23 protein-coding genes and 2 pseudogenes are annotated in these 26,439 nt (G+C 64.6%); 4 read left to right on the top strand and 21 right to left on the bottom strand.

The window, feature by feature from the left end; translation table 11 throughout:
- The first annotated feature begins 56 nt into the window (after window positions 1–56).
- A complete protein-coding gene (locus ACH0BU_RS16350; RefSeq protein ID WP_205499300.1) occupies window positions 57–275 on the top strand; it encodes a copper-binding protein in 219 nt (72 codons plus the stop codon).
- A gap of 53 nt (window positions 276–328) precedes the next feature.
- Here the strand turns inward: ACH0BU_RS16350 and ACH0BU_RS16345 are convergent, their stop codons facing one another.
- From ACH0BU_RS16345 to ACH0BU_RS16315, 7 genes and pseudogenes are all read right to left on the bottom strand, one after another.
- Window positions 329–1,252 (bottom strand): hypothetical protein, encoded by a 924-nt coding sequence (locus tag ACH0BU_RS16345; RefSeq protein WP_129927555.1) that lies wholly within the window; start codon window positions 1,250–1,252, stop codon window positions 329–331.
- Window positions 1,253–1,376: 124 nt separating this feature from the next.
- Entirely contained in the window at window positions 1,377–1,745 is a 369-nt protein-coding gene (locus ACH0BU_RS16340; protein ID WP_500264341.1) for a DUF411 domain-containing protein, read from the bottom strand.
- A 107-nt stretch (window positions 1,746–1,852) separates the two neighbouring features.
- A complete protein-coding gene (locus ACH0BU_RS16335; protein ID WP_275504766.1) occupies window positions 1,853–2,866 on the bottom strand; it encodes a copper resistance protein B in 1,014 nt (337 codons plus the stop codon).
- Entirely contained in the window at window positions 2,863–4,611 is a 1,749-nt protein-coding gene (locus ACH0BU_RS16330) for a copper resistance system multicopper oxidase (protein ID WP_129927552.1), read from the bottom strand. Before ACH0BU_RS16330 ends, ACH0BU_RS16335 begins: the two co-directional genes overlap by 4 nt.
- A gap of 114 nt (window positions 4,612–4,725) precedes the next feature.
- Window positions 4,726–4,938: a hypothetical protein gene (locus ACH0BU_RS16325; protein ID WP_047867292.1), complete on the bottom strand. Its 213-nt coding sequence runs from the start codon at window positions 4,936–4,938 to the stop codon at window positions 4,726–4,728.
- A gap of 398 nt (window positions 4,939–5,336) precedes the next feature.
- Window positions 5,337–5,549, bottom strand: a complete 213-nt coding sequence (locus ACH0BU_RS16320) for a heavy-metal-associated domain-containing protein (RefSeq protein ID WP_500264342.1) — start codon at window positions 5,547–5,549, stop codon at window positions 5,337–5,339.
- Between the two features lie 144 nt (window positions 5,550–5,693).
- Window positions 5,694–6,254 (bottom strand): annotated as a pseudogene (locus ACH0BU_RS16315) (IS1380-like element ISKpn23 family transposase); the annotation flags it as partial.
- Between the two features lie 87 nt (window positions 6,255–6,341).
- On the opposite strand from ACH0BU_RS16315, the gene ACH0BU_RS16310 reads away from it, so the two are divergent.
- Entirely contained in the window at window positions 6,342–6,476 is a 135-nt protein-coding gene (locus ACH0BU_RS16310) for a helix-turn-helix domain-containing protein (protein WP_205499304.1), read from the top strand.
- A gap of 212 nt (window positions 6,477–6,688) precedes the next feature.
- Entirely contained in the window at window positions 6,689–9,580 is a 2,892-nt protein-coding gene (locus tag ACH0BU_RS16305) for a Tn3 family transposase (protein WP_500264340.1), read from the top strand.
- 196 nt (window positions 9,581–9,776) lie between these two features.
- On the opposite strand, the gene ACH0BU_RS16300 is transcribed toward ACH0BU_RS16305, so the two are convergent.
- The 13 genes and pseudogenes from ACH0BU_RS16300 to ACH0BU_RS16240 form a co-directional block, all read right to left on the bottom strand.
- A complete protein-coding gene (locus tag ACH0BU_RS16300; protein WP_500264339.1) occupies window positions 9,777–10,526 on the bottom strand; it encodes an HAD-IIB family hydrolase in 750 nt (249 codons plus the stop codon).
- Entirely contained in the window at window positions 10,523–13,024 is a 2,502-nt protein-coding gene (locus ACH0BU_RS16295) for a heavy metal translocating P-type ATPase (RefSeq protein ID WP_004212886.1), read from the bottom strand. Before ACH0BU_RS16295 ends, ACH0BU_RS16300 begins: the two co-directional genes overlap by 4 nt.
- Complete coding sequence (locus ACH0BU_RS16290; protein ID WP_004212885.1) at window positions 13,021–13,629, bottom strand: cation efflux transmembrane domain-containing protein; 609 nt, start codon at window positions 13,627–13,629, stop codon at window positions 13,021–13,023. Before ACH0BU_RS16290 ends, ACH0BU_RS16295 begins: the two co-directional genes overlap by 4 nt.
- On the bottom strand, window positions 13,626–14,312 hold the full coding sequence (locus ACH0BU_RS16285; protein WP_004212882.1) for a ZIP family metal transporter: 687 nt from the start codon (window positions 14,310–14,312) through the stop codon (window positions 13,626–13,628). Before ACH0BU_RS16285 ends, ACH0BU_RS16290 begins: the two co-directional genes overlap by 4 nt.
- 3 nt (window positions 14,313–14,315) lie before the next feature.
- Entirely contained in the window at window positions 14,316–14,729 is a 414-nt protein-coding gene (locus tag ACH0BU_RS16280; RefSeq protein WP_004212881.1) for a hypothetical protein, read from the bottom strand.
- Window positions 14,730–14,776: 47 nt separating this feature from the next.
- Window positions 14,777–15,153, bottom strand: a pseudogene (locus ACH0BU_RS16275) (hypothetical protein).
- A complete protein-coding gene (locus tag ACH0BU_RS16270) occupies window positions 15,150–15,638 on the bottom strand; it encodes an SRPBCC domain-containing protein (RefSeq protein ID WP_004212879.1) in 489 nt (162 codons plus the stop codon). Before ACH0BU_RS16270 ends, ACH0BU_RS16275 begins: the two are co-directional and overlap by 4 nt.
- Before the next feature lie 53 nt (window positions 15,639–15,691).
- Entirely contained in the window at window positions 15,692–18,937 is a 3,246-nt protein-coding gene (locus tag ACH0BU_RS16265; RefSeq protein WP_004212878.1) for an efflux RND transporter permease subunit, read from the bottom strand.
- 3 nt (window positions 18,938–18,940) lie between these two features.
- Window positions 18,941–20,119 (bottom strand): efflux RND transporter periplasmic adaptor subunit, encoded by a 1,179-nt coding sequence (locus ACH0BU_RS16260; RefSeq protein ID WP_500264338.1) that lies wholly within the window; start codon window positions 20,117–20,119, stop codon window positions 18,941–18,943.
- Window positions 20,119–21,396, bottom strand: coding sequence for a TolC family protein (locus ACH0BU_RS16255; RefSeq protein ID WP_004212875.1), 1,278 nt, complete (start codon window positions 21,394–21,396; stop codon window positions 20,119–20,121). The genes ACH0BU_RS16260 and ACH0BU_RS16255 overlap by 1 nt, the downstream gene beginning before the upstream one ends.
- A gap of 60 nt (window positions 21,397–21,456) precedes the next feature.
- Window positions 21,457–21,753 carry a hypothetical protein gene (locus ACH0BU_RS16250; protein WP_007406840.1) on the bottom strand — a complete coding sequence of 99 codons (297 nt, stop codon included), beginning with the start codon at window positions 21,751–21,753 and terminating at the stop codon, window positions 21,457–21,459.
- Window positions 21,754–21,826: 73 nt separating this feature from the next.
- Window positions 21,827–23,794 carry an FTR1 family protein gene (locus ACH0BU_RS16245; RefSeq protein WP_500264337.1) on the bottom strand — a complete coding sequence of 656 codons (1,968 nt, stop codon included), beginning with the start codon at window positions 23,792–23,794 and terminating at the stop codon, window positions 21,827–21,829.
- Entirely contained in the window at window positions 23,794–24,420 is a 627-nt protein-coding gene (locus ACH0BU_RS16240; RefSeq protein WP_004212870.1) for a cation efflux transmembrane domain-containing protein, read from the bottom strand. The genes ACH0BU_RS16245 and ACH0BU_RS16240 overlap by 1 nt, the downstream gene beginning before the upstream one ends.
- A 78-nt stretch (window positions 24,421–24,498) precedes the next feature.
- Here ACH0BU_RS16240 and ACH0BU_RS16235 point away from each other — a divergent pair, with 78 nt between their 5' ends.
- Complete coding sequence (locus tag ACH0BU_RS16235; protein ID WP_500264336.1) at window positions 24,499–24,915, top strand: MerR family transcriptional regulator; 417 nt, start codon at window positions 24,499–24,501, stop codon at window positions 24,913–24,915.
- Here ACH0BU_RS16235 and ACH0BU_RS16230 read toward each other — a convergent pair.
- Window positions 24,909–26,111, bottom strand: coding sequence for an aspartyl protease family protein (locus tag ACH0BU_RS16230; protein ID WP_013039112.1), 1,203 nt, complete (start codon window positions 26,109–26,111; stop codon window positions 24,909–24,911). The genes ACH0BU_RS16235 and ACH0BU_RS16230 overlap by 7 nt on opposite strands.
- Window positions 26,112–26,439 lie beyond the last annotated feature (328 nt).

Genomic DNA, 26,439 nt, shown 5'->3' with positions numbered 1-26,439 from the left:
AGTCGACAAAGGCGGCGTGAATATCCTGATCGGGCACGGCGGTCCCGATCGCCTGGATGGTCGCATGCACGAAAACCGGGTCCTCTTCGCGCCCTCAAGCGGGTTCCGTCACGCTGGATCATGGCCCCATTCCCGAGGTCAATTGGCCGGCAATGACGATGGCCTTCACGGCCGATCCCGGACTGCTGGCGGGCCTGAAGCCGGGAGATAAGGTCAGCTTCGAGCTCGCGGTTGGCGATGGCGGCGCCACCGTGACCGCGATCCGGAAACAATGACCCCTGATGGGCCGGCATTCGCGCCGGCCCATACGACCAGCGTCGATCGACGATCAGGCGACCGCGACCGCTGACGCTCGTTCCGTCAGCCAGCGGCGACAGGCGAGCACGAGCCCCAGCGAGAAGGCGGACACCATCGCTGTCGCCAGCGGCAACAGTCGCAAGGCCTCGGTCGGGAAGACAAAGGGCAGGAACGGAAAGGCATAGACCGCCGGCACGCGCATGCCGAACAGGCGCAGGAGCGCGGTCATCAGTAGAAGGTCGAGCAGCGCGATCACCAGCCAGGACTCGAACAGGGCGATGAGCGCGATGCCGATGGATGCGGCCAGTGTCAGCACCGCGATCTGCCTGAGCGCCATCCGGGGCGCGTACATCTTCATATGAAGCGACTCGTAGACGACCACCGCAACCGGAGGAATCACCCCGAGATGCGGATATCCGGCAGCGGCGGCGAGCCCGATCGATGCGAGCGTGGTCACCAGATAGGCAAGCATTGCCCGATACGCGAGGGGCGCGCGGCGATCGGCGGGGGAGCGCACCCTGAACAGGAATATGCCCGCCATCAGGATAAATGTGGTGACACCGATCGAGACCAGAAAGGACGGATGGGTGGCATTCGTGACGATCGGCAGAAAGCCCGTGGCGAGCGCGGGCGCCAGACTGTAGCGCAGGAACGCGAAGAAGCCGAGCATGGCAACAAGGACGAGGACGAGCTTGGCCGCGAAGGGCAGCGCGAGAAGGTTGATGCCAAACCCCATAACTGCCGTGAGCGATGGCCAGATGAAGATCTTTTCGGGCTGCCGCATCCATGATTGCTCGCGCCAGGCCCACAACGCCACCGCCATCGCGGCGATCTCGGGCAATATGATCTCGCGATCGCCAAGTGCCGCCGCTGCGCCAACCATGGCCATGATCAAGGCAAAGGCAGCGCCATAGGGCAAGAGCTCTTCAACTCGATTCCGTATTTCGCTGCGCATATTGGCTCTCGTCAGGCGGCATTGCCCGGATTTTCAGTCTGTCGTCTGGGTCGTGATAGAGCGAGATAGGATGGAAAGGGCAAAGGAACCGGGATGGCGCAGCGGCCATCCCGGTTCCCGCGCGTCAATGCCTGCCGAAGAGCTTCTGTCCCGACGACCCGAAGGCCATCACGTCGAAGCGCTGGGGCTTGCGTCCTGGAACTTCCATGCCTGGCGAGCCGAGCGGCATGCCACCGACCGCGATCCCGCTCATGCCCTTGGGGCGCTGGGCAAGGAAGCGCTTGATGTCGCTAGCCGGGACATGCCCCTCGACCACGACGCCATCAATGACCGCAGTGTGGCACGACCCAAGCGCATCGGGAACGCCGAGCCGCTTGACGAGCGCGGCGCGCGTTGGATTGTCGATGATAATGTGCTTGCGCCCGAGCTGTTGCGCCACCTGTTTTGCCCAGATCCCGCAACAGCCGCAGCCCGGATCGCGATACACGGTCATCTGGCTCGCGGCGTACGCAGCGGACGGCGTCATGATCGTGGCAGTCAGTGCTGCCAGGGCAAGACGGAATATAGTCGATCTCATATAAGGAGTCCTTTTGCGTTGAATCAGAACCAGCTTCTGAGGCCGACGAGAAAGCTCCAGCCTCCCGCCTTCTCGCCTGCGGCGCGCGCGAAATCGGCGGTGGTGCCGAAGCGCCGTTCATATTGAACGCCCGCATAGGGCGCGAATTCGGGGATGAACTGGTAACGCAGCCTGAGCCCCGCTTCGGCCGAGCTCAGCCCCGAACCGATACCGAGCTCGGGAATGTCCTGCGCGGACAGCTCGAACTCGATCGCCGGTTGCAGGATCAGTTTCTGCGTGATCCGCTGATCATATTCGGCCTCGAAGCGCGCGGTGACCTCGCCCTTGTCCGAAAGGAAGAGCGACCCGTCGACCTCGAACCAATAGGGTGCCAGGCCCTGGATGCCGAGCACCAGGTTCGTCCGTTCGGGGCCTGCGCGGAAATCATGCCGGATACCCGCTTGCAGATTGAACCAGGGATCGAGCGCGTGGCTATAGAGCGCCTGGACCTCGACGTCTTCCGGACCACCTTCGCCCAGAGTGCCTTCGCCTTCGGACTTGAGCCAGATCCGGTTGATGTCGCCGCCAGACCAGAATTGCGCATCCCAGCCATAGCCGTTGGCCCCGTTGCGCATCGATGTCTCGAGCCGGTCGAGCAGGAATTGCGCGCTGGTCAGCCCGCCATTTTCCTTGAGAAGCATCTGTCGCGACCGGGCCATTTCCTCCGCGCCGAAATAGGCGTCGGCGGCATGCGCCGGGCCGCTGCGTGCGGCATCGGAAGGACCCGTGACCGGTGGGTCGGAACCCTCGTTCATGACATGGCCGGCATGGAGGGCCGTAGCTTGCTGATCGGCCGGCGCGCGATGCGCCGCATGCGGGTCTGCGGGCTTTGCTGCATCGAGCCGGGCAGGCGGGGCATGCCCCGCATGCGGGTCGGCCGCGTCGGCCTGTACCGGCATTGCGTGTCCCGCATGAGGATCCTGCTGCTGCTGCTGCTGCGCGTAGAGCGCCGGAGCCGGGAGCGTCGTCAGGATGATGGCTGCAAGATAGGTCTTCATGCAGCCTCTCCCTCGTGCGGACGAACGGTGACGACGCGGAACATCCCGGCATGCATGTGGAGCAGCAGATGGCAGTGGAACGCCCAGTCGCCGGGGGCGTCGGCGGTCAGGTCGAAGCTCGCCTTGCCGCCGGGGAGCACGTTGATCGTGTGTTTGAGGGGCTGACGCCCCTTCTGGCCGTTCACGACTTCGAAGAAGTGACCGTGCAGATGGATTGGGTGCGTCATCATCGTATGATTGACGAGGACGACACGCGCGCGCTCGTTGCGTTCGAAGCGGATCGGCTCGACGCCATCGCTGAATTTCTTGCCGTCGAACGACCACATGAAGCGTTCCATATTGCCCGTCAGATGCACCTCGATGGTGCGCGCGGGCGGACGCGGATCGGGATTGGGTTCGAGCGCGACGAGATCGCGATAGGTGAGAACCTTATGGCCGACATTGTCGAGCCCGACCCCGGGGTCCCCGGTCCGGTCGACAGGCGAGAACGCGATCGCATCCATGCCGACGCCGACCGATACGCTTTCAGGAACCTTCGATTTGTCGCGCATGCTCATCGCGCCATGGTCCATCGCGCCCGCGGCGGCGCCCGCCACGCTACCGTGCGCGCCATGATCCATGCCGCCCATGCCCATATCCTTCATCGTGAGCGTCGGCCGTTCGCGTAAGGGCGGGACCATAGCCGCCATGCCCGGACGCGGCGCCAGCGTCGCGCGGCCCATGCCCGAGCGGTCGAGGGATTCAGCGACGATCGTGTAAGCGCGATCGTCATTGGGCTGCACGACCACGTCATAGGTCTCGGCGGTACCGATCTGGAACTCGTCGACGGTCACCGGCCGCACATTCTGTCCGTCGGACTGGACGACCGACAGACTCAGGCCCGGGATGCGGACATTGAAGATCGACATGGATGAGGCGTTGATGACGCGCAGCCGGACGCGCTCGCCGGGACGGAACAGGCCGGTCCAGTTCTCCTGCGGCCCATGGCCATTGATCAGATAGGTGTAAGTCGTGGCTGACACGTCGGCGATATCTGCGGGGTCCATCCGCATCTTGCCCCATTTAGCCCGTTCGGACGGGCTGAGCTTTTCCTCGGGACCGCCCGCGATCATGCCCGCGAGCGTCTGCTTCTGGCGGTTGAAATAGCCGCCTTCCTGCTTCAGCCGTGTAAAGAGCCGGTGCGGATCGAGAAAACTCCAGTCGGAGAGCACGATGACATGCTCGCGGTCGTAACCGACAGGATCGGCGCCCGCGGGATCGATGACAATCGGCCCGTAATGGCCGAGCTGCTCCTGGAGCCCGGAATGGCTATGGTACCAATAGGTGCCATTCTGCTTGACCGGGAACTGATAGGTGAAGAGCGAATGCGGCTTGATACCGGGAAAGCTGACCCCGGGCACGCCGTCCATCTGGAAGGGCAGGATCAGCCCGTGCCAATGGATCGAACTGTCCTCGTCGAGGCTATTCTCGACATGAAGGCGGACATTCTGCCCCTCCTTCAGGCGAATGAGCGGCGCGGGTAGCACGCCGTTCAGCGTGATCGCATTGCCCGCGCGGCCGCCGACCATATAGCGGCTCCGCGCAATCTTGAGGTGAATGTCCTCGCCCGCCAGCGTCGGCAAGGTGGCGCGGATTCCGGGCGTGTTGCTCTGCGCCCAGGCGGGGAGAAGGCCGGCAAGCGAGAAACCCGCGGCGCCGAGGGCGCCGGCGCGCAACAGCGCCCGCCGCTCGATAGGGTGGTTCATGTCGTGTCTGTCCTTTGCGCACCAGCACGCTCCACCCGCTGTCGGGCGGTGAGACTGGCGCTCGATGATCAGGAAAGGCCGGGAGCGGTGTCGGTACCGCTCCCGGCGCAACGATTACTTGCCGGCGGGGGCGGCCGGTGCCTTGGCCTCGCCGGACATTTTCTTGTCGCAGCAGTCCATCTCGCCGCGAGGCTTCGTCTTGCCGTTGCCCATCATCCGGGCATGGCAGGGCATGGCGCCCTTCATGTCGGCCATGCCGGCATGCATCTGATGCGCGGGGCTGGCGGATTGTGCCGATGCCACGGCTGCGGGGTTGGCGGCCGCCATTGCGGCTGCTGTCAGAATCATCAACATCGTATTTCTCCGGGAAAATTGTGGGGTTCACATTTCCGGAGCTGGGCGGGGCGGGGGCGCGCGCGCCTCGGGATGGATGCCTGCAAGCGGGCGGGGTTCCCGCGATTCAGGGGCGTTTTTCGCGGCCACACGCGGAGGGCCGGGCTCGGCGGGGATTGCCTGGAGCGGTGCGCAGGCGCTGACGCATGTCATTGCGGTCATCGGCCGGTGCGTGTCGGGCGCGCTCGTGGCGTTCAGGCAATGGCCTTGTTCGATGCTTCCGAAAGTCAGGTGCGGCGTCGCCGCATTCGCGCCGCCTGTCCCCGCAAGCGGTGACAGGAACAGCGCGAACGCGGCAAGCAGCGACAAGAGCAGTCGGAGCGCCATGATCGTCAGGGGGCGACCCGCTTCGCGACATAGCCGGCAAGCGCGATGGCGCGGACAAATATATCGGCTTGGCCGGTGTCGGAGCTCGTCTTGATGCGGACCTGGTTCGTCGGGCGGTCGACACTCACATCCACCACTCCCGGGACTTCACGGACAGCGCGTTCGATATGCGCCGCGCAGGACCCGCACGTCATGCCCTTGACCGAGAACAGCAGCATATTGGCATCCAGGGTTTCCATGCCATTCTCCATGGTCGAGAGCGTCTCCTCGCTTTGAGTCGACCCTTCTATCGACCTTGACATCATGTTAAGGTCAAGCCCGGCTTTTCCAGTTCGCCCGCAGTCGCAGGGCACCAAGAATTCGTTCGGGTGATAGCAGGTGCAGTCGAAATGCCCGTTCCAGGCCGCGCCCTCCTGATCGCCATGGGTGGGGCTGACCGAACTGTCCATGTCCAGAACGATGTACTTCAGCCCGTTACGGTCATGGAACCGGTCGATCCATTGGCCATTCAGGTCGGCCAGCGCGGCACGGTTCTCGGGCTGTGCCAGTGTCTCGGTCTCGAACCGTCCCATCTGCGAGGCCGAGGCCGCTTGCGCATCGACAGCCCTTCCACCCACGACCTGGCGCATCACCGGATCGAGGGCCAGGCGGTCGGCGTCGTTCACATCCTCGTATCCGGCCAGTCGCCCGAACACCGATTGCCGGAACAACCCGTCAAGCCGGTGGACCGTGTTCTTGCCGCGCCGGGTGTCGCGCAATGCTTTTGCCGCCAGATCGGACAGCCCGAGCGCGTCATCCAGCTCGCGCATCACCAGCAGGCCGCCGTCGGAACTGAGCTGCGCACCTCGGAACTCCACATGCACCCGGCGGTCGAACTCGACCCGATCTGCCCGCTTCGAACCCGCACCCTCTGGGTGACCCATCAAACGCGCCCCTCACGGCCATCAACACCATGATTTATATCGGAAATATTGAGATCCTGACAGCAAAATCAGCGATTTACTTGGGGAATGTGGGTCGAGGCCGGCGTGCGTCCGGCGCAGGCGGCGAAGCAGCTTGGGCTTGGCCGATCCACTCTCTACCGCGAACTCGCTGCACTCAAAACCGAGGCACCCACCACGCCCGCACTCAACGCCGCAGAATGAGCCGTAACGTCGTGGCTGTCATCGTCTCTGACATATAGCTGACATCGACTTTGAAAACCGACACACGCGGGCGTAGCCGATCAGCATGGATCACAAACGAAGGTTTGAGGCGGTGACGAACATGAGCACATAAGATTGGGCTATTGTGTATCTTAACCAGCATCTCAATCAAGCTATCTCAAACCGTAGCTCGGAAAGAATAAGGAGCATGTATGCCGCGTCGCGTGACCCTGACCGATCGACAGCGCGAGGCGCTGCTTCACTTGCCGGTCGATCAAGGTGAGCTGCTGCGGCACTATACCCTCAGCGATGAGGATCTCGGGCATATCCGCCAGCGCCGGCGCGCCCACAATCGTTTTGGCTTCGCGCTGCAACTGTGCGTCCTGCGCTACCCGGGCCGGGTGCTCGCTCCTGGCGAGTTGATCCCGGCGCAGGTATCGGATTTCATCGCGGCCCAGCTCGGCCTGACCAGCGACGATCTACTCCTCTATGCCGCGCGCGAGGAGACCCGGCACGAGCATCTGGCGGACCTTCGCCGAATCTACGGCTATCGCTCCTTTTCGGGGCGGGGCGCACGGGATTTGCGCGAATGGATCGCTCGGGAAGCCGAGGCGGCGACATCGAATGAGGATCTTGCCCGTCGCTTCGTTGCGGAGTGTCGCCGCACCCGCACGATCCTTCCCGGCTCCTCGACGATCGAGCGCCTTTGCGCCGATGCGCTGGTTGAGGCCGAGCGCCGGATCGAGGATCTTATCGCCCATCGCATCACGCCAACCCTGAGCGAGAATTTGGCTCACCCGTTGGAGGATACGGTGGATGGTCGCGTCACGCGCTTCGTATGGCTGCGACAGTTCGAGGTTGGCGCAAATTCAGCAGCCGCTAACCGGCTGATGGATCGACTGGAATATCTTCAAAGGTTCGATCTTCCGGCGGATTTGCTGGACGGCGTGCCGGCGCATCGTGTGACCCGGCTTCGCCGGCAGGGCGAGCGCTATTACGCCGACGGCATGCGTGATCTGCCCGAAGACAGGCGGCTTGCGATCCTCGCTGTCTGCACCCTGGAATGGCGGTCATCGCTGGCCGATGTCATCGTGGAGACCCACGATCGCATCGTAGGCCGTCTCTATCGGGCCTCCGAACGCCTTTGCAACACCAGGATCGCCGACGAAAAGGCGGCCGTTCGGGACACGCTGAAGTCCTTTGCCGAAATCGGTGGTGCTTTGCTTGGAGCGCAGGACGATGGCACGGCCCTGGACGGGATAATCGCCACCGGGCCTGGCTGGGAACGGTTCAGAACCCTTGTCGCCACGGCCTCCGCGCTGACCAACGTGCTCGCGGCCGACCCGCTCAGCCGTGTGCTGGACGGCTATCACCGTTTCCGCCTCTACGCGCCCAGGATGCTGCGCCTGCTCGACATGCAGGCGGCGCCGATCGCCACGCCTCTTCTGGCGGCCGTTGCGATGCTGCGTAACGGGATCAAGGTCGATCCGCCGGTGGATTTTCTACGTCCCAACTCGAAATGGCATCGTCATCTTCGCGCTGAGCCCAGCGGCGACCACCGGCTTTGGGAAATCGCGGTGCTGTTCCACATCCGCGACGCCTTCCGGTCCGGTGACATATGGTTGGCGGGATCGCGCCGCTATGGCGACCTCAAGCAGCTTCTGGTCCCGCCACAGGCGATAGAGCAGACCGCGCGGCTCGCCGTGCCGCTGCGACCCGGCGAATGGCTGGCCGAGCGCAGGGCTCGACTGGATACACGGCTGAAGGAGTTTGGCCGCGCGGCGCGAACCGGCACGATCCCAGGCGGCATCATCGAGAACGGCAAGCTGCACATCGACAAGCTGAGGGCCGACACGCCCGAAGGGGCCGAGGATCTCGTGCTCGATCTTTATCAACAGCTCCCGCCCGCGAGGATCACCGATCTGTTGCTGGAAGTCGATGAGCGAACCGGATTTTCCGAGGCGTTCACGCATCTGCGCACCGGCGCGCCCTGCAGCGACCGGATCGGCCTGATGAACGTGTTGCTGGCGGAAGGCGTCAATCTCGGTTTGCGCAAGATGGCGGCGGCGACCAACACGCACAGCTTCTGGGAATTGCTGCGGATCGCGCGCTGGCATGTCGAAGGCAGCGCCTATGATCGGGCGCTCGCCATGATCGTGGAGGCCCACGCCGCCCTGCCCATGGCCGCCTTCTGGGGACAAGGGCAATCGGCATCCAGCGACGGGCAGTTCTTCCTTGCTACCGAGCAGGGCGAGGCGATGAATCTGATCAACGCGAAATATGGCAACGTCCCGGGCCTCAAGGGATACAGCCATGTGTCCGATCAATATGCGCCGTTCGCAACCCAGGTGATCCCGGCAACGGTCAGCGAGGCTCCCTATATCCTGGACGGGCTGCTCATGAATGACGCGGGCCGCCGCGTTCGCCAGCATTTTGCCGACACGGGCGGCTTCACCGATCATGTGTTCGCCGCCTGCGCCTTGCTCGGCTACAGGTTCGCCCCCCGTATCCGCGATCTCCCTCAGAAAAGACTCTATGCCTTCACGCCCAACGCGACGCCGGCCAATGTGCGAGCGCTGGTCGGAGGTAAGATCAATGAACCGCTCATCGAGCGCAACTGGCCCGACATCCTGCGCATCATGGCGACGATCGCAGCGGGGATCGTCGCCCCCAGCCAGATTCTTCGCAAGCTCGCCTCTTACCCGCGCCAGAATGAGCTGGCCCTCGCATTGCGAGAGGTGGGCCGCATCGAGCGAACCCTGTTCATGATCGACTGGATTCTTGATGCCGGCCTCCAGCGCCAGGCTCAGATCGGCCTCAACAAGGGTGAGGCCCACCACGCCCTAAAGCGCGCCATCAGCTTCCACCGCCGAGGTGAAATCCGGGATCGATCCGGCGAAGGCCAGCACTATCGCATCGCCGGAATGAACCTGCTCGCCGCCATCATCATATTCTGGAACACCATGAAGCTCGGCGAGGTCGTCAATACCCGGGCCGCCAGCGGTACCCATATCGCGCCTGATCTACTCGCCCACGTCTCGCCGTTGGGATGGGAACACATCAATCTAACCGGGGAATATCGCTGGCCCAAATCCTTAGCGTAGGATTCCGCCCCCTCCCGCAAACGCCCCCTACGATTGAGAAGCGCGGCGGAATCTCTTAGATTGATCGCTGGAGGCTTTGTTCGCGGAGACGCGCACATTGCCTTCTTTTCGTTTTAGGAAGCGCTGCCCTAAGCGACAGAAGCCAGAGCTTTGACAATGCGGCATTCCGCGATGGAGCCGACCATGTATCTTGATCCTATCGGTGCAGACACGCGATGATGGCGGTCACGACGGCGGTGGTTTCCGCGACGTCGCGCACCCTCACTGTGTCGAGGCCGATTTCAGTAGCGGGATAGTCATTCCCACCGGGGAATATCGCATCCCCAATGAACAGCATCCCGTCGAGCGGGACACCGCTCTCGGCACTCAGGCGCTTCAGGCCATAGCCCTTGTCGATCCCTGCTCTGGTCACGTCGATCGATGTCGTGCCACCGAGATTGATCGAGAGCTCCGGCAGCTTCGCGCGCAACGTGGCCTGCAACGCGGTCCTCTTCTTTCGGTCAGGATCCCACGCTTCCTTTTCCTTCAGCGGCGCTGCCTGCCCCAGGCCCGAAAAGGTGATCTGGCTGCCCCGGTCCTCGATCCGTTCGCCCCAGATACGTTCGTCGGCGAGACCGGCATCGGTCAGCGCCTGATCGAAGGCCGTGCGGATCTTCGCCTTCTCCGCGTCGTCGAACAGTTCGGCATAGACCGCGCGCCAAGCGCCATTGATGAACCGATAGAGTTTCGTGCCTGTGGTCGGCATCAACCAGAGACGGTCGAGCGCGACGCCGGCAGGAAGGCGCGAGGCGATCTGCTTTTCGAACTGCGGCCAGTCCCCGCCCGAGATCACCGCCACATCCGTGATGGCGAGCAATCGGGCGAGGATTGCGGCCATATCCTCCGATAACGGCCGCTTGCTCTCGGCAAGCGTGCCGTCGAGGTCGAAGGCGATCAGCCACTTCATGCCGCCTTCCCTGCCGGATCGCGGTAGGCGAGCAGCCTGAGCGCATTGATGACGACGAGCAGCGTCGATCCCTCATGAACCGCCACCGCTGGCCCAATGCCGAGGCCGAGGATGGTAGCAGGCACCAGGAAGGCGACGACACCCAGGCTGACGAAGACGTTCTGCCGGATGATTCCACGGGTATGGCGGCTAAGACCGACTGCGAATGGCAGGTGCGCCAGATCGTCGGCCATCAGCGCCACGTCGGCTGTCTCCAGCGCAACGTCCGACCCCGCCGCGCCCATCGCGATGCCGACCGTGGCGCTTGCCATCGCCGGCGCATCGTTCACGCCGTCGCCCACCATCGCGACCTTGTCTTCGCCGGCGAGCTTCTTGATCGCGGCAACCTTGTCTTCGGGCATGAGGTCGCCCCACGCTTCGTCGATCCCGACTTCGTCGGCGATCGCTTCGGCGACTTTCTGGTGATCGCCGGAGATCATTATCATCCGCGACACGCCCATCTCGTGCAGCCGACGCAACGCGGTCTTGGCAGCTTCGCGAGGCGTGTCCATCAGGCCGATCGCGCCCAGGTCGCGGTCCCCCTTGCGGACCACCATTGTCGTGCGGCCGTTCTCGCGCAGCTTCGCGATTGCGTCCTGCGCGCCCTGCCCCAGCGCCGGAATGCCCTCACTTCCGAACATCTCGGCCTTGCCGATCCACACCGTCTCGCCATCCACGCTCGCGGTGACGCCCCGACCGGTCAGGCTCTTGAGGTCGCCGGCAGTCGGCACGGCACGATCGTTCAGACGTTCGCGGCCGTCCTTGACGATCGCTTGGGCCAGGGGATGGTCGCTCAACGCTTCGACGGCGACAGCCAGCGCCAGCAACTCGCCTTCATCGGCGCCATCGACGGGCACGACATCAGTGATGCGCGGACGACCTTCGGTCAGCGTGCCCGTCTTGTCGAAAGCGATCGCTTTGAGCGACCCGAGGTTTTCGAGCGGTGCACCGCCCTTCACGAGCACGCCGCCCCGCGCTGCACGGGCAACGCCCGACAGGACCGCGCTCGGCGTTGCGATCGCGAGCGCGCACGGGCTTGCCGCCACCAGCACCGCCATCGCGCGATAGAAGCTGTCGCGGAACGGCTCGTCGACGACCACCCATGCGAACAGCAGGAGCACTGACAGGACCAGGACGGCGGGCACGAAGATCCGTTCGAACCGGTCGGTGAAGCGCTGCGTCGGCGACTTCTGCGTCTCCGCTTCGCTCACCATCTTCACGACCTTGGCAAGCGCGCTTTCATTGGAACGGCGTGTCACCTCGATCTCGATCGCGCCGCCGCCGTTGATCGTACCAGCAAAAACCCGGCTTTCCGCGTCGACTGCATCGGGCTTGGCGCGTGCCGCTGCGGCATCTGCGACCGGCACCTTGTCGACCGGGATGCTTTCACCCGTGACCGGGGCCTGGTTGATCGCGCTGGTGCCCTTGATGACGAAGCCGTCGGCAGGCAGGCGCTCGTTCGGGCGGACGATGGCAATGTCCCCGACGACCATCTGCTCGACCGGGATTTCGCTGGTCTGCCCGCCGCGTCGCACGGTCGCGGTTTCGGGCGCGAGCTTCGCCAGCGCCTCGATCGCCTTCTTGGCGCGGCCCATTGCATAATGCTCAAGCGCATGGCCGAGGCTGAACAGGAACAGCAGCAGCGCACCTTCGGCCCATGCGCCCAGCGCAGCGGCGCCGGCCGCAGCGACCAACATCAGCGTGTCGATCTCGAACTTCTTCATCCGGAGGTTGTCGATCGCCTCGCGCAGCGTGAAGAATCCGCCGAAGAAATAGGCTGCGATATAGCAGGCGGTCGGCAGCCATTCGGGCGCGCCAGCGACCAGCCTCTCGATCGCGTAGCCGATCCCCAGCAGCGCGCCACAGGCGAGCGCGAAGATCAGCTCGGTATTGGGGCCGAGAAATTCGGCGTGGCTATGGTCGTGGCCATCGCCGGGGCCGTGCTTCTCTTCGCCCGCGCCGTGGCCCCCGGGGCCGTGGTCGTGGCCGGCATGTTCATCGGCAGCGACCCGCTTGCCCACCCTCACCTTCAGCTTGCGAAGCGCAGCGCGCACCTCCTCTTCGGTGGTTTCGCGGCGATCATATTCGACCCGGACAGACCCGCTGGTGCTGGCGCTTGCCTGGACCACGCCGGGCAAGGCGCACAGCGCATCGCTGACCGTGCGCGCCCGACGTTCGTGGTTGATCCCCGTCACCTGCCAGATCGCATGGCCGTAGCGCTCGGTGATTTCGGCACCTGCGGCGCGCACCATTTCGCGCAACCGTGGCAGCGGCAGCTTGGCGGCATCGAAATGGATGCACAGCGCCGCTGGCGTGTTGCCGTCGAGACAGATCACATGCGCCCGCTCGACACCTTCGCGCTTTGACAGGGTTGATACGAGACGGTCCAGGCAGGCATCGGCCGCGTCAGGAAGGTCCGGCAACAACACTGGAATGTCGAGTTCGAGCTTGTCGTTCATGACGACCTCCTTTCGCTTTTCTTGGTTTCGGCGCGCGCGTCGCGCAGGATTTCGACACCGCCCTTGATGGCGATGATGGCGGTGGCGAAGCCGACCAGCAGGTCCGGCCAATTGGTACCCAACCACAGCACCAGCACGCCGGCGATCAGGATGCCGCCGTTGGAAATGAAGTCGTTGAAGCTGAAGGTGGTTGCGGCCCGGAGATTGACGTCCGGATCCTTGAGGCGCTGGAGCAGCCGCAGGCAGAGGTAATTCACGACGCCGGCGATCGCGGACATGACCATCATGGTAGGTCCGATGGGCTCGCTGCCCTGCACGTAGCGCCGTCCGACATCGATCAAGATGCCGCCCGCGAAGATCAGCAGCATGACGCCCGAAGCGACCGCGGCGCGTGTCTTCCATGTCTGGCCCCGGGTGAGCGCCACAAGGCTCAGCGCATACACAGCCGTATCGGACAGGTTGTCGACGCCGTTGGCGATCAGCGCGCTCGAGTCCGCGAAGAAGCCGGAAACGAAGAAGCCCGCAGCGATCGCCGCGTTCAGCAGCAGGACGATCCACAGTGTGCGGCGCTCCTGCCCGCCATTGTTGTCGTTGCCCGGGATCATCCCATCATCTCCTCAAGTGTCAGCAGGGCCAGGAAGCCGACGAAAAACATCGAGCTGATGAGCGGGGTGTCGGGTTTCTCGTGCGCCTCGACCAGCAACTCCTCCGTGACGAGGTAGAGCAGCGCCATCAGCCCGAAGCTGAGGAAGCCGGCGATCATCACCGGCGACAGCGCGGCGACCGGCACGGCAGCGAGCGCGCCGATCGGCAGCAGCAGGGCCAATGCCGAGACGATCACGATGATGCGCAAGCGCGAGCGATAGGTTTCCGCCAGCTCGTCGGTCAGCGTCAGTCCCAGAAATAACACTTCCAGAGTGAGCGCGATCGTCAGCAGGAGACCTGCCTTCTCGCCCGCCACGAAAGCGAGGCCGAGCACCAGGCCGTCGACCAGAATGTCGATGCCGATCGCGGCGAGTAGCGCCATCGGCCCCTTGAAGCGGGCCTCAAGAGCCTTGAGCCCCAGCATGGTCGCGACGCCCGCCGCCCCGCCGATCAACGTCGCGCTGGGCGATGCCTCATGCTTGACCTGCGGCAGGATTTCGGTCGCTGCCGCCGCGAACACGACGCCGGCAGCGAGATGCTGTAGGCCCGCCACGAGGCCAGGTTTCAACTTGGTGCGGCTCGCGACAATCGCGCCGAGCACGACCGCCAGCACAGGCGCAAGCGTATAGAGCAGTGCCTGCATTTCCTAGGACTCCTCCGGGGTTCGGTGGCAGACGCGGATCTTCCCGCGTCGCGTGAACGCGATCGATCCGCCCGCCACGACAGCCCGCGAATGGTCGCCGCGAAACTCGTCACCGGTTCGCTGCGCGCGCAGGATCTCGGTCCTGCCCTTCGGCAGCCAGGTGACGGCCATTTTCAAGCCGTCATCGATGAAGTCGACATCGGCGCGTGTGCCGTCGTCGCAGTACATGATGCGCTGCGCGATTAGTTTCGACGTCAGATGCTTTTCATGCGCCGGCTCGGTAGGCTGGGTCGGCGCTGGATTACACGCCCCTATAACCGCCCCGGAGACGAGAACGACGCCGAGGCGCGCGATCGCCAGACCGGCCCGATTCAGGCCGCACAAGGTTGTCACATTTGAAATCGACGTGTCAGACATCGGTCTCTTCCGACGAAGCGCCCTGTGGCGTTCGAAGGCAGGGCAGTTCATCGCGTGCCTTCCCGCTCGCAGATCCGGGTACGGCCATCGCCTTCCACGATGGTGAGCTGCGACCCCTTGAAGGTCGCGGTGGCTGTTTCGCCGACATATTGCAGGCCCTGCGCTGGCGCGGTCAGCATCATCGGCGGTCCCCCGTTGGAGCGCCGCAAATCGATCTGCAGGCCGTTGTCCTTGTAATCGACGAACAGCGGTTCCCCGTCGGAACAGCGATATCTATGCCGCCCCATTTCCCCGGTCGCCACGGCGCTGTCGGACGAATGGATCTGCTGCTCCGTTGGCGGGGCTGGCGGCTTCTTTCCGAGCACGCCGCGAGCCCGACAACGAGGATGACGGCGGGCAGCACCCGCTTACAGTGCATCATCATCGCGCCTTCCTCCTGTAGCGGAAGGGGACGCGCTGACGATTGATAGCCCGGGCAGGCTGACCTACCCGCCAGCGGAGATAGGTTGCGAGGCGATCGTCAGATTCGACCATCAGGGATCGCAGGCGGCGCAACATCATCGCCGCGAACGGCAGGGAGAGCGCCCCGCGCAGCGTGCAGCTATGCGTTAGCCTGGTGCCGCCATCGTCCCCCGCCAGCTCGTACCGCTCTTCGAGCGTGAACAGATAGGGGATGCCGCAGGACCAAGCGAAGGCGTGCGGTTTATCGAATCGATCAATCCGTGCTGGCGTCCGAATTGGCCGGGTGATGCCCTGGATCGCAAAGGTGCATTCTGTGTCGCCGAGCCGGGACGGATCATCGAGAAATACGAGCGGACTCCACGCCCGGCGATGATCCGGATCGGTGAGTGCCGACCAGATGCGCAGTGGCCCGCCGTGAAGCATCGAGCTGGTTATGGTGCGAGGCATATCCCCATCTCCCAGAGATGGGCGGGGCGATCGCGGATCGCCCCGCCCATCCATCAGGCCAAGTTGTTCACGAAGGTCTGACCGTGGTCGTCCCCTTCATGCTCCTCATTGTAGTGCTCGGGTTTCTCGATCACTTTCTGCCCGAACCGGGCATAGAGTGTCGGCAGCACGAACAGCGTAAGAAGCGTCGCCGAGATCAGACCGCCGATGACGACCGTCGCCAAAGGCTTTTGAACCTCTGCGCCGGCGCCTTCGCCCAGCGCCATCGGCACGAAGCCGAGGCTGGCGACTAGCGCGGTCATGATGACGGGTCGCAGACGCTGCATCGCGCCAACATGCGCGGCTTCCTCGCGGCTCATCCCTGATCGGATCAGATCTTGGATCGAGCTGACCATGACGAGGCCGTTGAGGACCGCGATGCCCGAGAGGGCGATGAAGCCCACTGCCGCCGAGATCGAGAAGTCCATGCCCCGCAGGAACAGCAACAGGACGCCGCCCACCAGCGCGAAAGGCACGCCGGTGAACACGATCGCGGCGTCGCGGACCGATCCCAACGCCCCGTAGAGGAGCAGCAGGATCAAGATGAAGCAAGCCGGAATGACCAGCTTCAGCCGTTCGCTTGCCGATTGGAGGTTCTCGAACTGGCCGCCCCATTCGAGATAGGTGCCGGCAGGCAGCCGGAGTTGGCTGCCGATCGCCGCCTGCGCATCCGCCACGACGGATCCGACGTCGCGGCCACGCACGTTGGCTTGCACCACCACGCGCCGCTTGCCGTTCTCGCGGCTGATCTGGTTCGGACCATCGACCACCTTGATCTCGGCGACGCTGGACAGCGGTACATAGCCGCCGCCTGCCACCGGCACCTGCACCTGTTGGAGCAGGCCGATGTCGGCACGCTGCGCCTCCGACAGGCGGATCACCACGGGGAAGCGACGGTCGCCCTCGAAGATCTGGCCCGATGTTCGCCCGCCGATCGTCGCAGTCACGGTGTCCTGCACATCCTGAGCCGTAACGCCCAACCGCGCCATCGCGTCGCGGTTGACGCGAATGTCGAGCATGGGAAGACCGGTCGTCTGCTCCACCTTCACGTCCGCTGCGCCTTGCGTTCTGCGCAGCACCGCCGCGATTTGCTCGGCCGTCCGGTTCATCTGGTTGAAGTCGTCCCCGAACACCTTCACCGCGATGTCGCCGCGCACGCCGGCGATCAGCTCGTTGAAGCGCATCTGGATGGGCTGGGTGATCTCGTAGGCATTTCCCGGAATCTTCGCGAGATTACCCTCGATCCGGCTGACCAGCTCCTCCTTGGGAAGCTCAGGATCCGGCCAATCCTTGCGCGGCTTCAGGATGACGAACATGTCGGTCGCGTTCGGCGGCATCGGGTCGGCCGCCAGCTCGGCGGTGCCCGTCTTGGAATAGACGAATTGCACCTCCGGCTGCTTCGACATCATCCGCTCGATCGGCACCTGCATCGCCTGGCTCTGCTGGACCGACGTTGCCGGAATGCGGAGCGACTGGATCAGCAAATCGCCTTCGTCGAGCTGCGGCAGGAACACCGAGCCGAGCGTAGTGAAAGCAAGCGCCGCCACCACAAGGCTTCCCACACCCGCACCGATCGTCAGCGTCGGGCGCTTCATGGCCCGGTCGAGACCGGGTTCGTAGCGCTTCTTCAGCCACGTGATGATGCGGCCGTCCTTCTCCTCGACCTTCTTCGACAGCCAGATCGCAATCATCGCCGGCACGAAGGTGAGAGAGAGGATGAAGGCGAAGGCGAGCGCGATGATGACGGTCAGCGCCATCGGTCCGAACGTTTTACCCTCCACGCCGGTCAGCGTGAGCAGCGGTACGTAGACGAGGATGATGATTGCCTGCCCGTACACAGAGGGACGGATCATCTCACGCGCAGCGGCTGCCACGGTCGCGAGCCGTTCCTTGACGCTGAGCAATCGGCCTTCATGATGCTGTTGCTCGGCAAGCCGGCGCAGCGCGTTTTCGACAATGATGACGGCGCCGTCGACGATCAGACCGAAGTCCAAAGCCCCAAGGCTCATCAGATTGGCCGAGACCCCAGCGCGCAGCATACCAAAGCCTGTCAGCATCATGGTGATCGGGATGACCAACGCCGCGATCAGGGCCGCACGGAAGTTGCCGAGCAGCAGGAAGAGCACGACGATGACCAGCACCGCGCCTTCGGACAGGTTTTTCGCGACCGTCTTGATCGTCGAATTGACCAGCTCGGTGCGGTTCAGCACCGGCTGAATTACGACGTCAGGAGGCAGCGAAGCGTTGATCGTCTTCAGTTTCTCAGCGACCGCGGTCGACACGATGCGGCTGTTCTCGCCGATCCGCATGATCGCCGTGCCGACGACGACTTCGGTACCGTTCTCCGATGCCGAACCCATGCGGATCGCCTGACCCGTCTTCACAGTCGCAACTTGTTCGACCGTGATCGGCACGCCGTTACGTGTCGCGATCACGGTCCTGGCCAACTCGCTGGCATTGCGAACGAGCGCATCCGAGCGAACAGCCAGACCTTCGCCATTGCGATTGACGAAGCCACCGCCGACGCTGGTGTTATTGCGCTCCAGCGCATTTCCCAGGTCCGTCAGCGTGATGCCGAGCGAGGCCAGCTTCTGCACGTCGGGCACGACGAGGAACTGCTTGGCGTAACCGCCAATCGAGTCGACACCGGCGAGGCCCGGTGTGGTCTTCAGAAGCGGCGTCACGATCCAGTCCTGCGCGGTGCGCAGGTAGGTCGCCTTGTCCTCTTCGGTCGTCAGTCGCTCGCCCTCTGGCGTGATGTAGCTGCCATCGGGCTGTTGGCCCGGTTCACCGGGCTTGTGCTTGTCGTCCTCGCGATGATCGAGACGAACGGTGTACATGTACACCTCGCCCAGGCCTGTCGCGATCGGACCCATTTCAGGGTTCACGCCGTCGGGCAGATTCTCTTGCACGCCCCGCAGACGCTCGCCCACCTGCTGGCGGGCGAAATAGATGTCCGTCGCGTCCGAAAAGACCGCCGTGATCTGCGCGAAGCCGTTGCGGCTCAACGAGCGCGTATATTCCAGGCCGGGGGTGCCGGCGAGCGCGGTTTCGATTGGAAACGACACCTGCTTCTCGACCAGCTCGGGCGAGAGGGCAGGCGCGCGGACGTTGATCTGGACCTGATTGTTGGTGATGTCCGGCACCGCGTCGATCGGTAGCCGGTAGAGGGAAAAGGCGCCGATGGCGGCGACGATGACGGTGAGGAGCAGGACTAGCCAGCGCTTCTCGACCGCCCAGGTTACGATACGGGCGATCATGGCTTAATCCTCGTGGCTCGCTTCGCCCTTGCCGATCTCGGCCTTGAGCGTGAAACTTCCGGTGGTGGCGATCTGTTCGTTGCCGGTCAGGCCCGACCGGACGATCACCGTGTCGCCCGACGCATCGCCGAGCTGGACCGGGGTCGCCTTGAAGCCGGTGGGCGTGCGCACGAACACGACCGACTTGCCCTCGAAACTCTGGACCGCCGTCGTCGGCACGCGGACCGCCCCGCTCCCGCCGCTGCCCGTGAGCTGCACGGCTGCCGTCACAGGCTCGCCGACCCGCCATTCGCCACCGCGATTGTCGAGGGTGGCGAGCGCAGGCACGAGCCGCGTCTGCGGATCAAGCGCCGGCGACACGAAGGTCACGCGGGCGGTCGCCTGACGGCCTGCCGCCTTCACCAGCACCGTATTGCCGGGACGCACCCGGCCCGCATCCTCGGGCTTGAGATTAAGCGCGATCGACACCTGGCTCAGGTTGGCGATGCGATAGAGTTCGGCATCCGCCGCGACCGTTTGTCCCAGCGTCACGGGGCGCGCAATGATCTGGCCCGAGATCGGCGCGACAATGCCGAGCCGGTTGAGCCCGCCGCCGCCGACACCCGCCGCCGAAACCATGCTCTGCGCCTGCGTCAGGGCGATCCGCGCCTCCGTCGCCGCTGTGCGGGCGGCGATCAGATCCTGTTCAGGGGAGACTCTCTGCGCGAACAGCCGCTGTTCGCGCGCGAGGTTCGAATTAGCGAGCTGAAGCCGCGCCCGCGCCGCCTCGACCTCGCCCTTGATCTGCGCCGCCTCGCGGCTTTCGATGACCGCAATGGTCTGGCCGCGTCCGACCGATTGGCCGAGGTTACGGGTGAGCGCGACCACGCGTCCCGCAATTGCGGCCGAGACGACCTGCGTTCCCTGTGGGTCGCCCTCGATGATCGCGGGCAGCTCGATCGTCCCGGCCCCGCCGATGATCGGCCGTCCGACCTGGACGCCCGCTGTGGCGATCTGGTCGGCACCCAATGTGACGACGCCTTCACCGGCATGACCGCCTTCAGCACCGCCCTTTTCCGTGCCCGCTGCCGTCTCATTGGCAGCTGCGCCTTCGGCAGTTGCCTCGTTTCCGCCATCCTTGCCGCCGCAGGCAGCCAAGAGCAGGGCGAGCGACGCCGCGCCCGCGAGATAAAAGCTCTTCATCACTGATTCCCCCCATTGGGCGCACGAGCGGTCAGTCGCTCCACTTGCGCGCGGGCATTCTGGTAATTGGCAAGCGCGTCGATCGCGGCGACCCGCGTTTCGGCGAGCGTGCGTTCAGCATCGAGCAATTCGAGCTGGCCGAACTTGCCCTCGCGATAGCCGATCCGCGCGATGCGGGCGGCCTCCTGTGCAGCCGCCAGCGCCGGCCCCGACGCCGCACGAGCCGTCGTTGCGGCATTGGCCGCCTGCGCCTGCGCGTCCGTGATCGCCTGTTCGATGTCGAGCGCGGTCACGCGGCGCTGCGCATCCGCCTGGGTCCGCTGCGCGGTCGCCTGCGCAATCGCGGCGCGACCATTGTTGAACACCGGGATCGGGATCGACACGCTGAACACCGCCGCCATGTCGTTGGTCGCTTCCAGGCGGCGGATCGACGGCCCGACGTTCAGGTCAGGCACGCGATTGGCGCGCGCGAGCCGCACGCCGGCTTCGGCAATGGAGAAATCCGCGTTGGCTGCCGCCAGCGCGAGTGTGCCGGTCGTGTTGACCGGTGCCAACGGCCCATAGACGTTCACACCGGGAAGGCGATCGAGCAGCGTGTCATCGAGCAGGCCGTCGATCGGCCGTCCGATCCGACGCGCCAGATTGGCGCGGGCCGCCTCGGCCAAGCGAAGCTGCCGCTCCACATTGGCGTCGGCATTGATACGCGCGACATCCGCGCGCTGTTGCTCGAGTGGCGATGCCCGCCCTGCCTGCACGCGAACGCTCGCGGCCCGCAGCGCATCGCTGGCGATCCGGGCCTGATCGCGGGCTGTCATTACCCGGCGATCGGCCGCGACCGCTTCGACATAGAGCTGCGTTACCTGAAGCCGGACATCCGCCGCGATGATCGCGGCCTGGATCTCGGCCCGGGACAATTGCGCATTGGCGACCGCGACGCGGGCGCCGCGCTTGCCGCCTAGCTCGATCGGGATCGCAAAGCCGACCGTGGTTTCCGCGCTGCGGACCCCCCGATACGGCCCGGAGCCGATGACATTCTCGACTTGGCCTTGAACCACCGGATTGGGCCGCAAGCCGGCGACTGTGCGACCTGCACGGGCCGCGTCGATTCCAGCTGTCGCCGCTTCCGCAGCAGGGGCCGAACCGCCCGCTGCACTGACCGCTTGGTCAAGCGTGTAGACCGGCGCATCCTGCGCAACAGGCGCGGACGGTCCGACCTGCGCCTGCGCCATCGTGGCGCAAGACGCTGCGGCCAGCATGGCCGCGAGGATACGATTCATGAAAATAGGACTCCTGACGATGATCGACAGGAGCGCGCCAACGCACGCCCAAATCGGACGTCAGGCTTGGGGGGGCCTCAAATGGACCATGCCGGTGCGGCCGTCGAGCGACGCAGAGGCGGAGATTGTCGGCTTGGGCACTGTGAGGACGGGGGTATATTCCATCGTCGTGCGCGCAGGCGCGCCGACGTCGTGTCCGTGACAATAATTGTGATGATGCGGGACATTCTTGTCCGAGTCCGATGGCACCTGATCGATGTCACCGGCGGTATGGACCGTGAACTCAACGCCCGCGATGCTTCCCCCCGCCAGATCGGCGGCATGGGCCATGCCGGAGAAGCTGGTCAGGACCAGCATCAGGCATGTCAGGAAAGGCAAAAAGGCTCGCACTAGCTTGCCTCTATCACGGAAGGGTTTTCATGTCATTGCACTAATTCGAACCAACGGTCACTGAGCCGGAACCCGAGCGGGATCGGTCGCGCCCGTTCCAGGCGAACCCGACCGCAATGGCGACCGCCATCAGGAGTTGCGCCAGCACCGATTGCCAAGTGGGAAACACGCCGAGCATCGACAGCCGTGGCACGTCCGCGAGCGGTGCGATGTTGATAAGGCCGGCTTCCTGGAGCGCGGCGACGCCTTTACCCGCCAGCACGACGGTCAGGACCGCCATGAGCCAGGAGCTATAGCGGAAGAACTGCGCGATCGGCAGCTTGCGACTGTAGCGAAGCATGGCCCAAGCGATCAGGCTGAGCAGTCCAATCGCCGACCCGGCCCCCGCGAGAAGCATCCCGTTGTCACCTTGCGCCGAAAGCGCGGCATAGAACAGGATCGTCTCGAAGACCTCGCGATAAACTACGACGAACGCCAGCCCGAACAGGAACCAGCCCGACCCGCCCGAGAGCGCCCGCGACATCTTCTCGCGAATATAGCGCTGCCACTGATCGGCCTGCGCCTTGCCGTGCATCCAAATCCCGACCGAGAGCAGCACGACCGCGGCGAACAGCGAGCCAAACCCTTCCGTCAGCTCCCGGCTCGCACCGCTGATCCCGATCGCATAGGTGGCGACCGCCCAGGTGATCCCGCCCGCGATGATCGCGCTGACCCAGCCGCCATGCACGTACCGCAGCGCCTCGCCGCGCTCGGCTTTACGCAGGAACGCGATCATGGCGACAACGATGAGCAGGGCTTCGAGCCCTTCACGCAGCAGGATCGTGAACGCGCCCAGGAACGTGGACGCTTCGGTGGCGGCATCAGGCGCGAGCGCCGCTTCCGCATCGTCGAAAAGGCCGCCCAGTACTGCGACCTTCTCCGCGAGATCATCGGGCGACGCGCCCCGGTCGATCGAGGCGCGGAACTCCCCCATCGCGCCCTCGATTCGACCCATCAGCGTCGCGTCGCGCGCGGTGAGTGTTGGCTCGATCGGCTCGAACCCATCGAGATAGGCCGACAGCGCCAGCTCTTTCGCCATGCGCGCATCGCCGCGCCGCGCAGCCGCCACGCTTTCGGCGAGTTTGGCGCGGGCGACCGCGAGCGAGCCGGGAGCCTGTTGTATCACCTGTTCGGGATGACGACGCAGGAACGCGAGCACTGGGTCAGCCTTGGCGTCGCCGATCGCCGCGCCGAGCGCGGCCGGGGTGAGCGCGACCAGGGTTTTCAGGTCCGGAATGCGCCGGCGAAGGGTCGGGTCGGATTTCCAAAGCCGCTCGCCTTCGCGCGCCTGCGCATCCGTGAAGGCGAAGCTCCCGGCTCGGAATGCTAACGCCCAGCGCTGATCGTTGGGCAGATCGGCGAAGCTCTGCATCGCGGTCCCGTCGATGCCTTGCGTCACCACCTGATAGAGCGCGAACACGCTGCGCTGGCGCGCGCGCTCGGCATCGGTGAAAGCAATCGGGGGCGTAGCGAGCTTGGCGGCGTCAGGGCCACGGCCGTTGCCCGTCATCCCGTGGCAGGACGCGCAGGATTGTCGGAACAGGGCATCGCTGGAGACGAGGTTCGGAGCCTTATCGGGCGCGAGCGGCACCGGGTAGGCGCGCAACAGATCGGCCGCGAGCCCGTGCGCCAATGTTGCCACCTGTTCAGTCGGTCCCTTTTCCGCGATCACCGCCTGGAGGTTGGCAGCCCGCTGGATGAGGGCTTGACGCTCCGGCTTCGCCGGCAGGCCCTGAAGCCGTGTCGAGACCGACGCGGCGAACTCCGTCATCTCGGCATATTCCGACGTGCTCTTGATCCGACCGTTGGCGACCGCGCCGCCATAATCGACGGCCATATAGTCGAGCAGCCGCCATGCGGTTTGCACGTCGCCGGGTTCGGCGATTGCCGCAGCAGGGATCAGCAGCGCCGCGAGCGCGGAGAGCAGCCGCAACGAGAGCATTGCCCGGATCAACGCGAGCAGACGCACTACCGCTCTCCCAATTCGCGCCGAGCGCCAGTGACGATTTCATAAGCGGAGTGGAGGAACAGGAGGGCGATGAGGCCGGCGACGGCGAGGTCCGGCCAGGCGCTTCCTGTCCACGCCACCAGACCGGCCGCGGCGATCACCGCCACGTTGGCGAGCGCGTCGTTGCGGCTGAACAGCCAGATCGCGCGAACATTGGCGTCCCCTTCCCGGAAACGCGCAAGCACCAAGGCGGACACGACATTGATCGCGAGCGCGACAACGCCGATTGTGCCCATCAGTTCGGCATCGGGCGCGGTTGCGTTCAGGGCGCGCCAAATCGCGAAACCGATTACGCCCACGCCAAGCGCACCGAGAAACAACCCCTGCGTCAGCGCGACCTTTGCCCTCGCCCGTGCGGACCAGGCAAGCGCGAGAAGACCGATAAGGCTGATCGACCCGTCCCCGAGAAAATCGAGGGAATCCGCTTTCAGCGCTTGGCTATCGGCGATGAACCCGCCGAACAGCTCGGCGACTCCGAAGCCGAGGTTGAGCACCACGACGGTCAGCAGCGCACGGCGATAGGCCGGATCGGTTTGCGCGCGCGCGGGCTCCCCGTGGCACCCGCAGCTTTCGGTAGAAGCATTCATGCGGCCTTCCTTACCACCTCCAGTCGCTGTAGAAGCAAGCGAAATGTGCGACACGTTCGCATAAGCAAGGATGGCATGATGAAGCCGGTGATGATTGGGCAGCTCGCCAGCGAGACCTCGACGAAGGTGACGACAATCCGCTTTTATGAGTCGATCGGGTTGCTCCGATCCGCCCCTCGCACGGCGTCGGGTCGCAGAACCTACGATGCCAGTGACATTGAGCGTTTGCACTTCATCCGCAACGGTCGCCGGCTTGGCTTCTCCGTCAACGAGATCCGTTCGTTGATGGGGCTGGCGCAGAACCCGGACCAGGATTGTGGTGCCGCCTCAGCTATCGCTGCTCAGCACCTCAAGGATGTGGAGGAGAGACTGGCGCAACTCGCGGTGTTGCGGGATGAGTTGGCAATGCTCAGCCAGAGCTGCACCAAGGCGCGCATGGCCGATTGTCGGATCATGAAGGCGATCGGCAAAGGCCACCCTCAAGCCGATCAATAATAATCGGCCAGCCTGAGCTCGCGCACATCACCCGAGGCCATCGTCAGCTTTACGAGGGTGCCAGCAGGCCGGGAGCGCACTTGCCAGAGCTCCCCACGCGTATAGTTCGCATCGATCGAATGGCCGTTCACCGCCACGATCCGGTCGCCGACCGCCCAGCCAGCCTTTTCCGCGGGACTGTTCGCCGCCACATGAACAACGGTGAGCGCCGTTGGTGAGGCTGCGAGGCCAAGGCCGCTACGGTCCTTCAGCATCGGCAGGCGACGACGAGGACCGAGTGGCCGGAGCCACACGAATCCGGCGGTCACGTCGAACACCACGTCGAATTGAGCGATCAGCGGTAGGCCGACATTGCCAACCGTGCTGGTGGAGAGCCAAGCTCTCATCCCGAGTGTGGGGACGTTCGAGACGCCAAGCCCTTCGATGTTGATGTTCTGGATCGTGAAAGCATCGTTGATACGCACACCATCGACGCCGCCGATCGCCGCGGTCGAGACGAGCTTCCCGTTCAACAGCCCTTGATCGCGGGCATAGGCCGACGAGAGCATCAGCGCGGCCGAGCTGCCAAGATCGATCATCAAGGGCACGGGAGGCAAACCCGAGACGGAAGCTCGAATGAACAGCTCCTGCTTGGCACCGCGCCCGAGCGCGACAGCGCGCCAGTCGGGACCGGCGAGAAACGTGCCTGACTTGACGACCGCCATACGCCTTTTCGCGAAATCGAGCGCGATGCAGCTACCCGTGAACATATCGGCACCGAGGAGGATATCGATCGGTCGTCCGAAGGCCGCCGACACTGAACTCAGATCACCAACGACGGCAAAGGGTAAGCGACGGGTTTCGCGGGCGAGCTGTACGTCGATGTCGCGGACCAGCAGCACCGGGGCCTTGGCGCTCAGCCCGCTAATCATGCGCCGCTCACCATCGTTCAAGCCGAGCTTCGCCGCGAGCGCCGTGCTCATGATCGACGCGCCGCTGCCACTGTCGAGCACCGCCCGCACCGGCACTCCGCGCACTTGTGCCGAAACAAGGAGGGTATCACCCGTGCCGACTTCCAGCGGCTCCCATTCGAGGTGAGCCGCACCGAAGTTCCACGAGCCCGCAGACCGGGAAGTCTGTCGCGCGAGCGTTGGAGAACCGAGCACCAAGCCGGTTCCACAGGCCACCAGCCGCGCCACTAATGAGCGTCGAGACATACCGATTGCTTCAACACGGGCCGTCAAAAAGCCACCTCCAGCCCCCCGTCCGCAGGAGAGCAAATTGCGGTTACATGCTCCAGCCACTGGAGGAGCAAGTGCTTTTGGTGCGCCCGAAAATCCTCAGAAGCGCTTGGAGAACTTTAGATGAAGGATGGTGCAGACCGCTTAGATGCCTTCCCGATAACGAACGGTTCCGGGGGACGCTGGGCCGATCGGGACCGCGAACGGTGTAAACGCTCGCGCTAAGTGGCGGCATTCTGATCGCGCTATTTGTCGGCGAGCGTCGCTACGCGGCTACCGGCTTGGTCTCGGCCGATCGCACATA

Origin of the sequence: Sphingomonas olei, from assembly GCF_045369765.1 — a bacterium.
Lineage (GTDB): Bacteria > Pseudomonadota > Alphaproteobacteria > Sphingomonadales > Sphingomonadaceae > Sphingomonas > Sphingomonas panaciterrae.
This window is presented reverse-complemented; position numbering and strand designations above follow the sequence as displayed.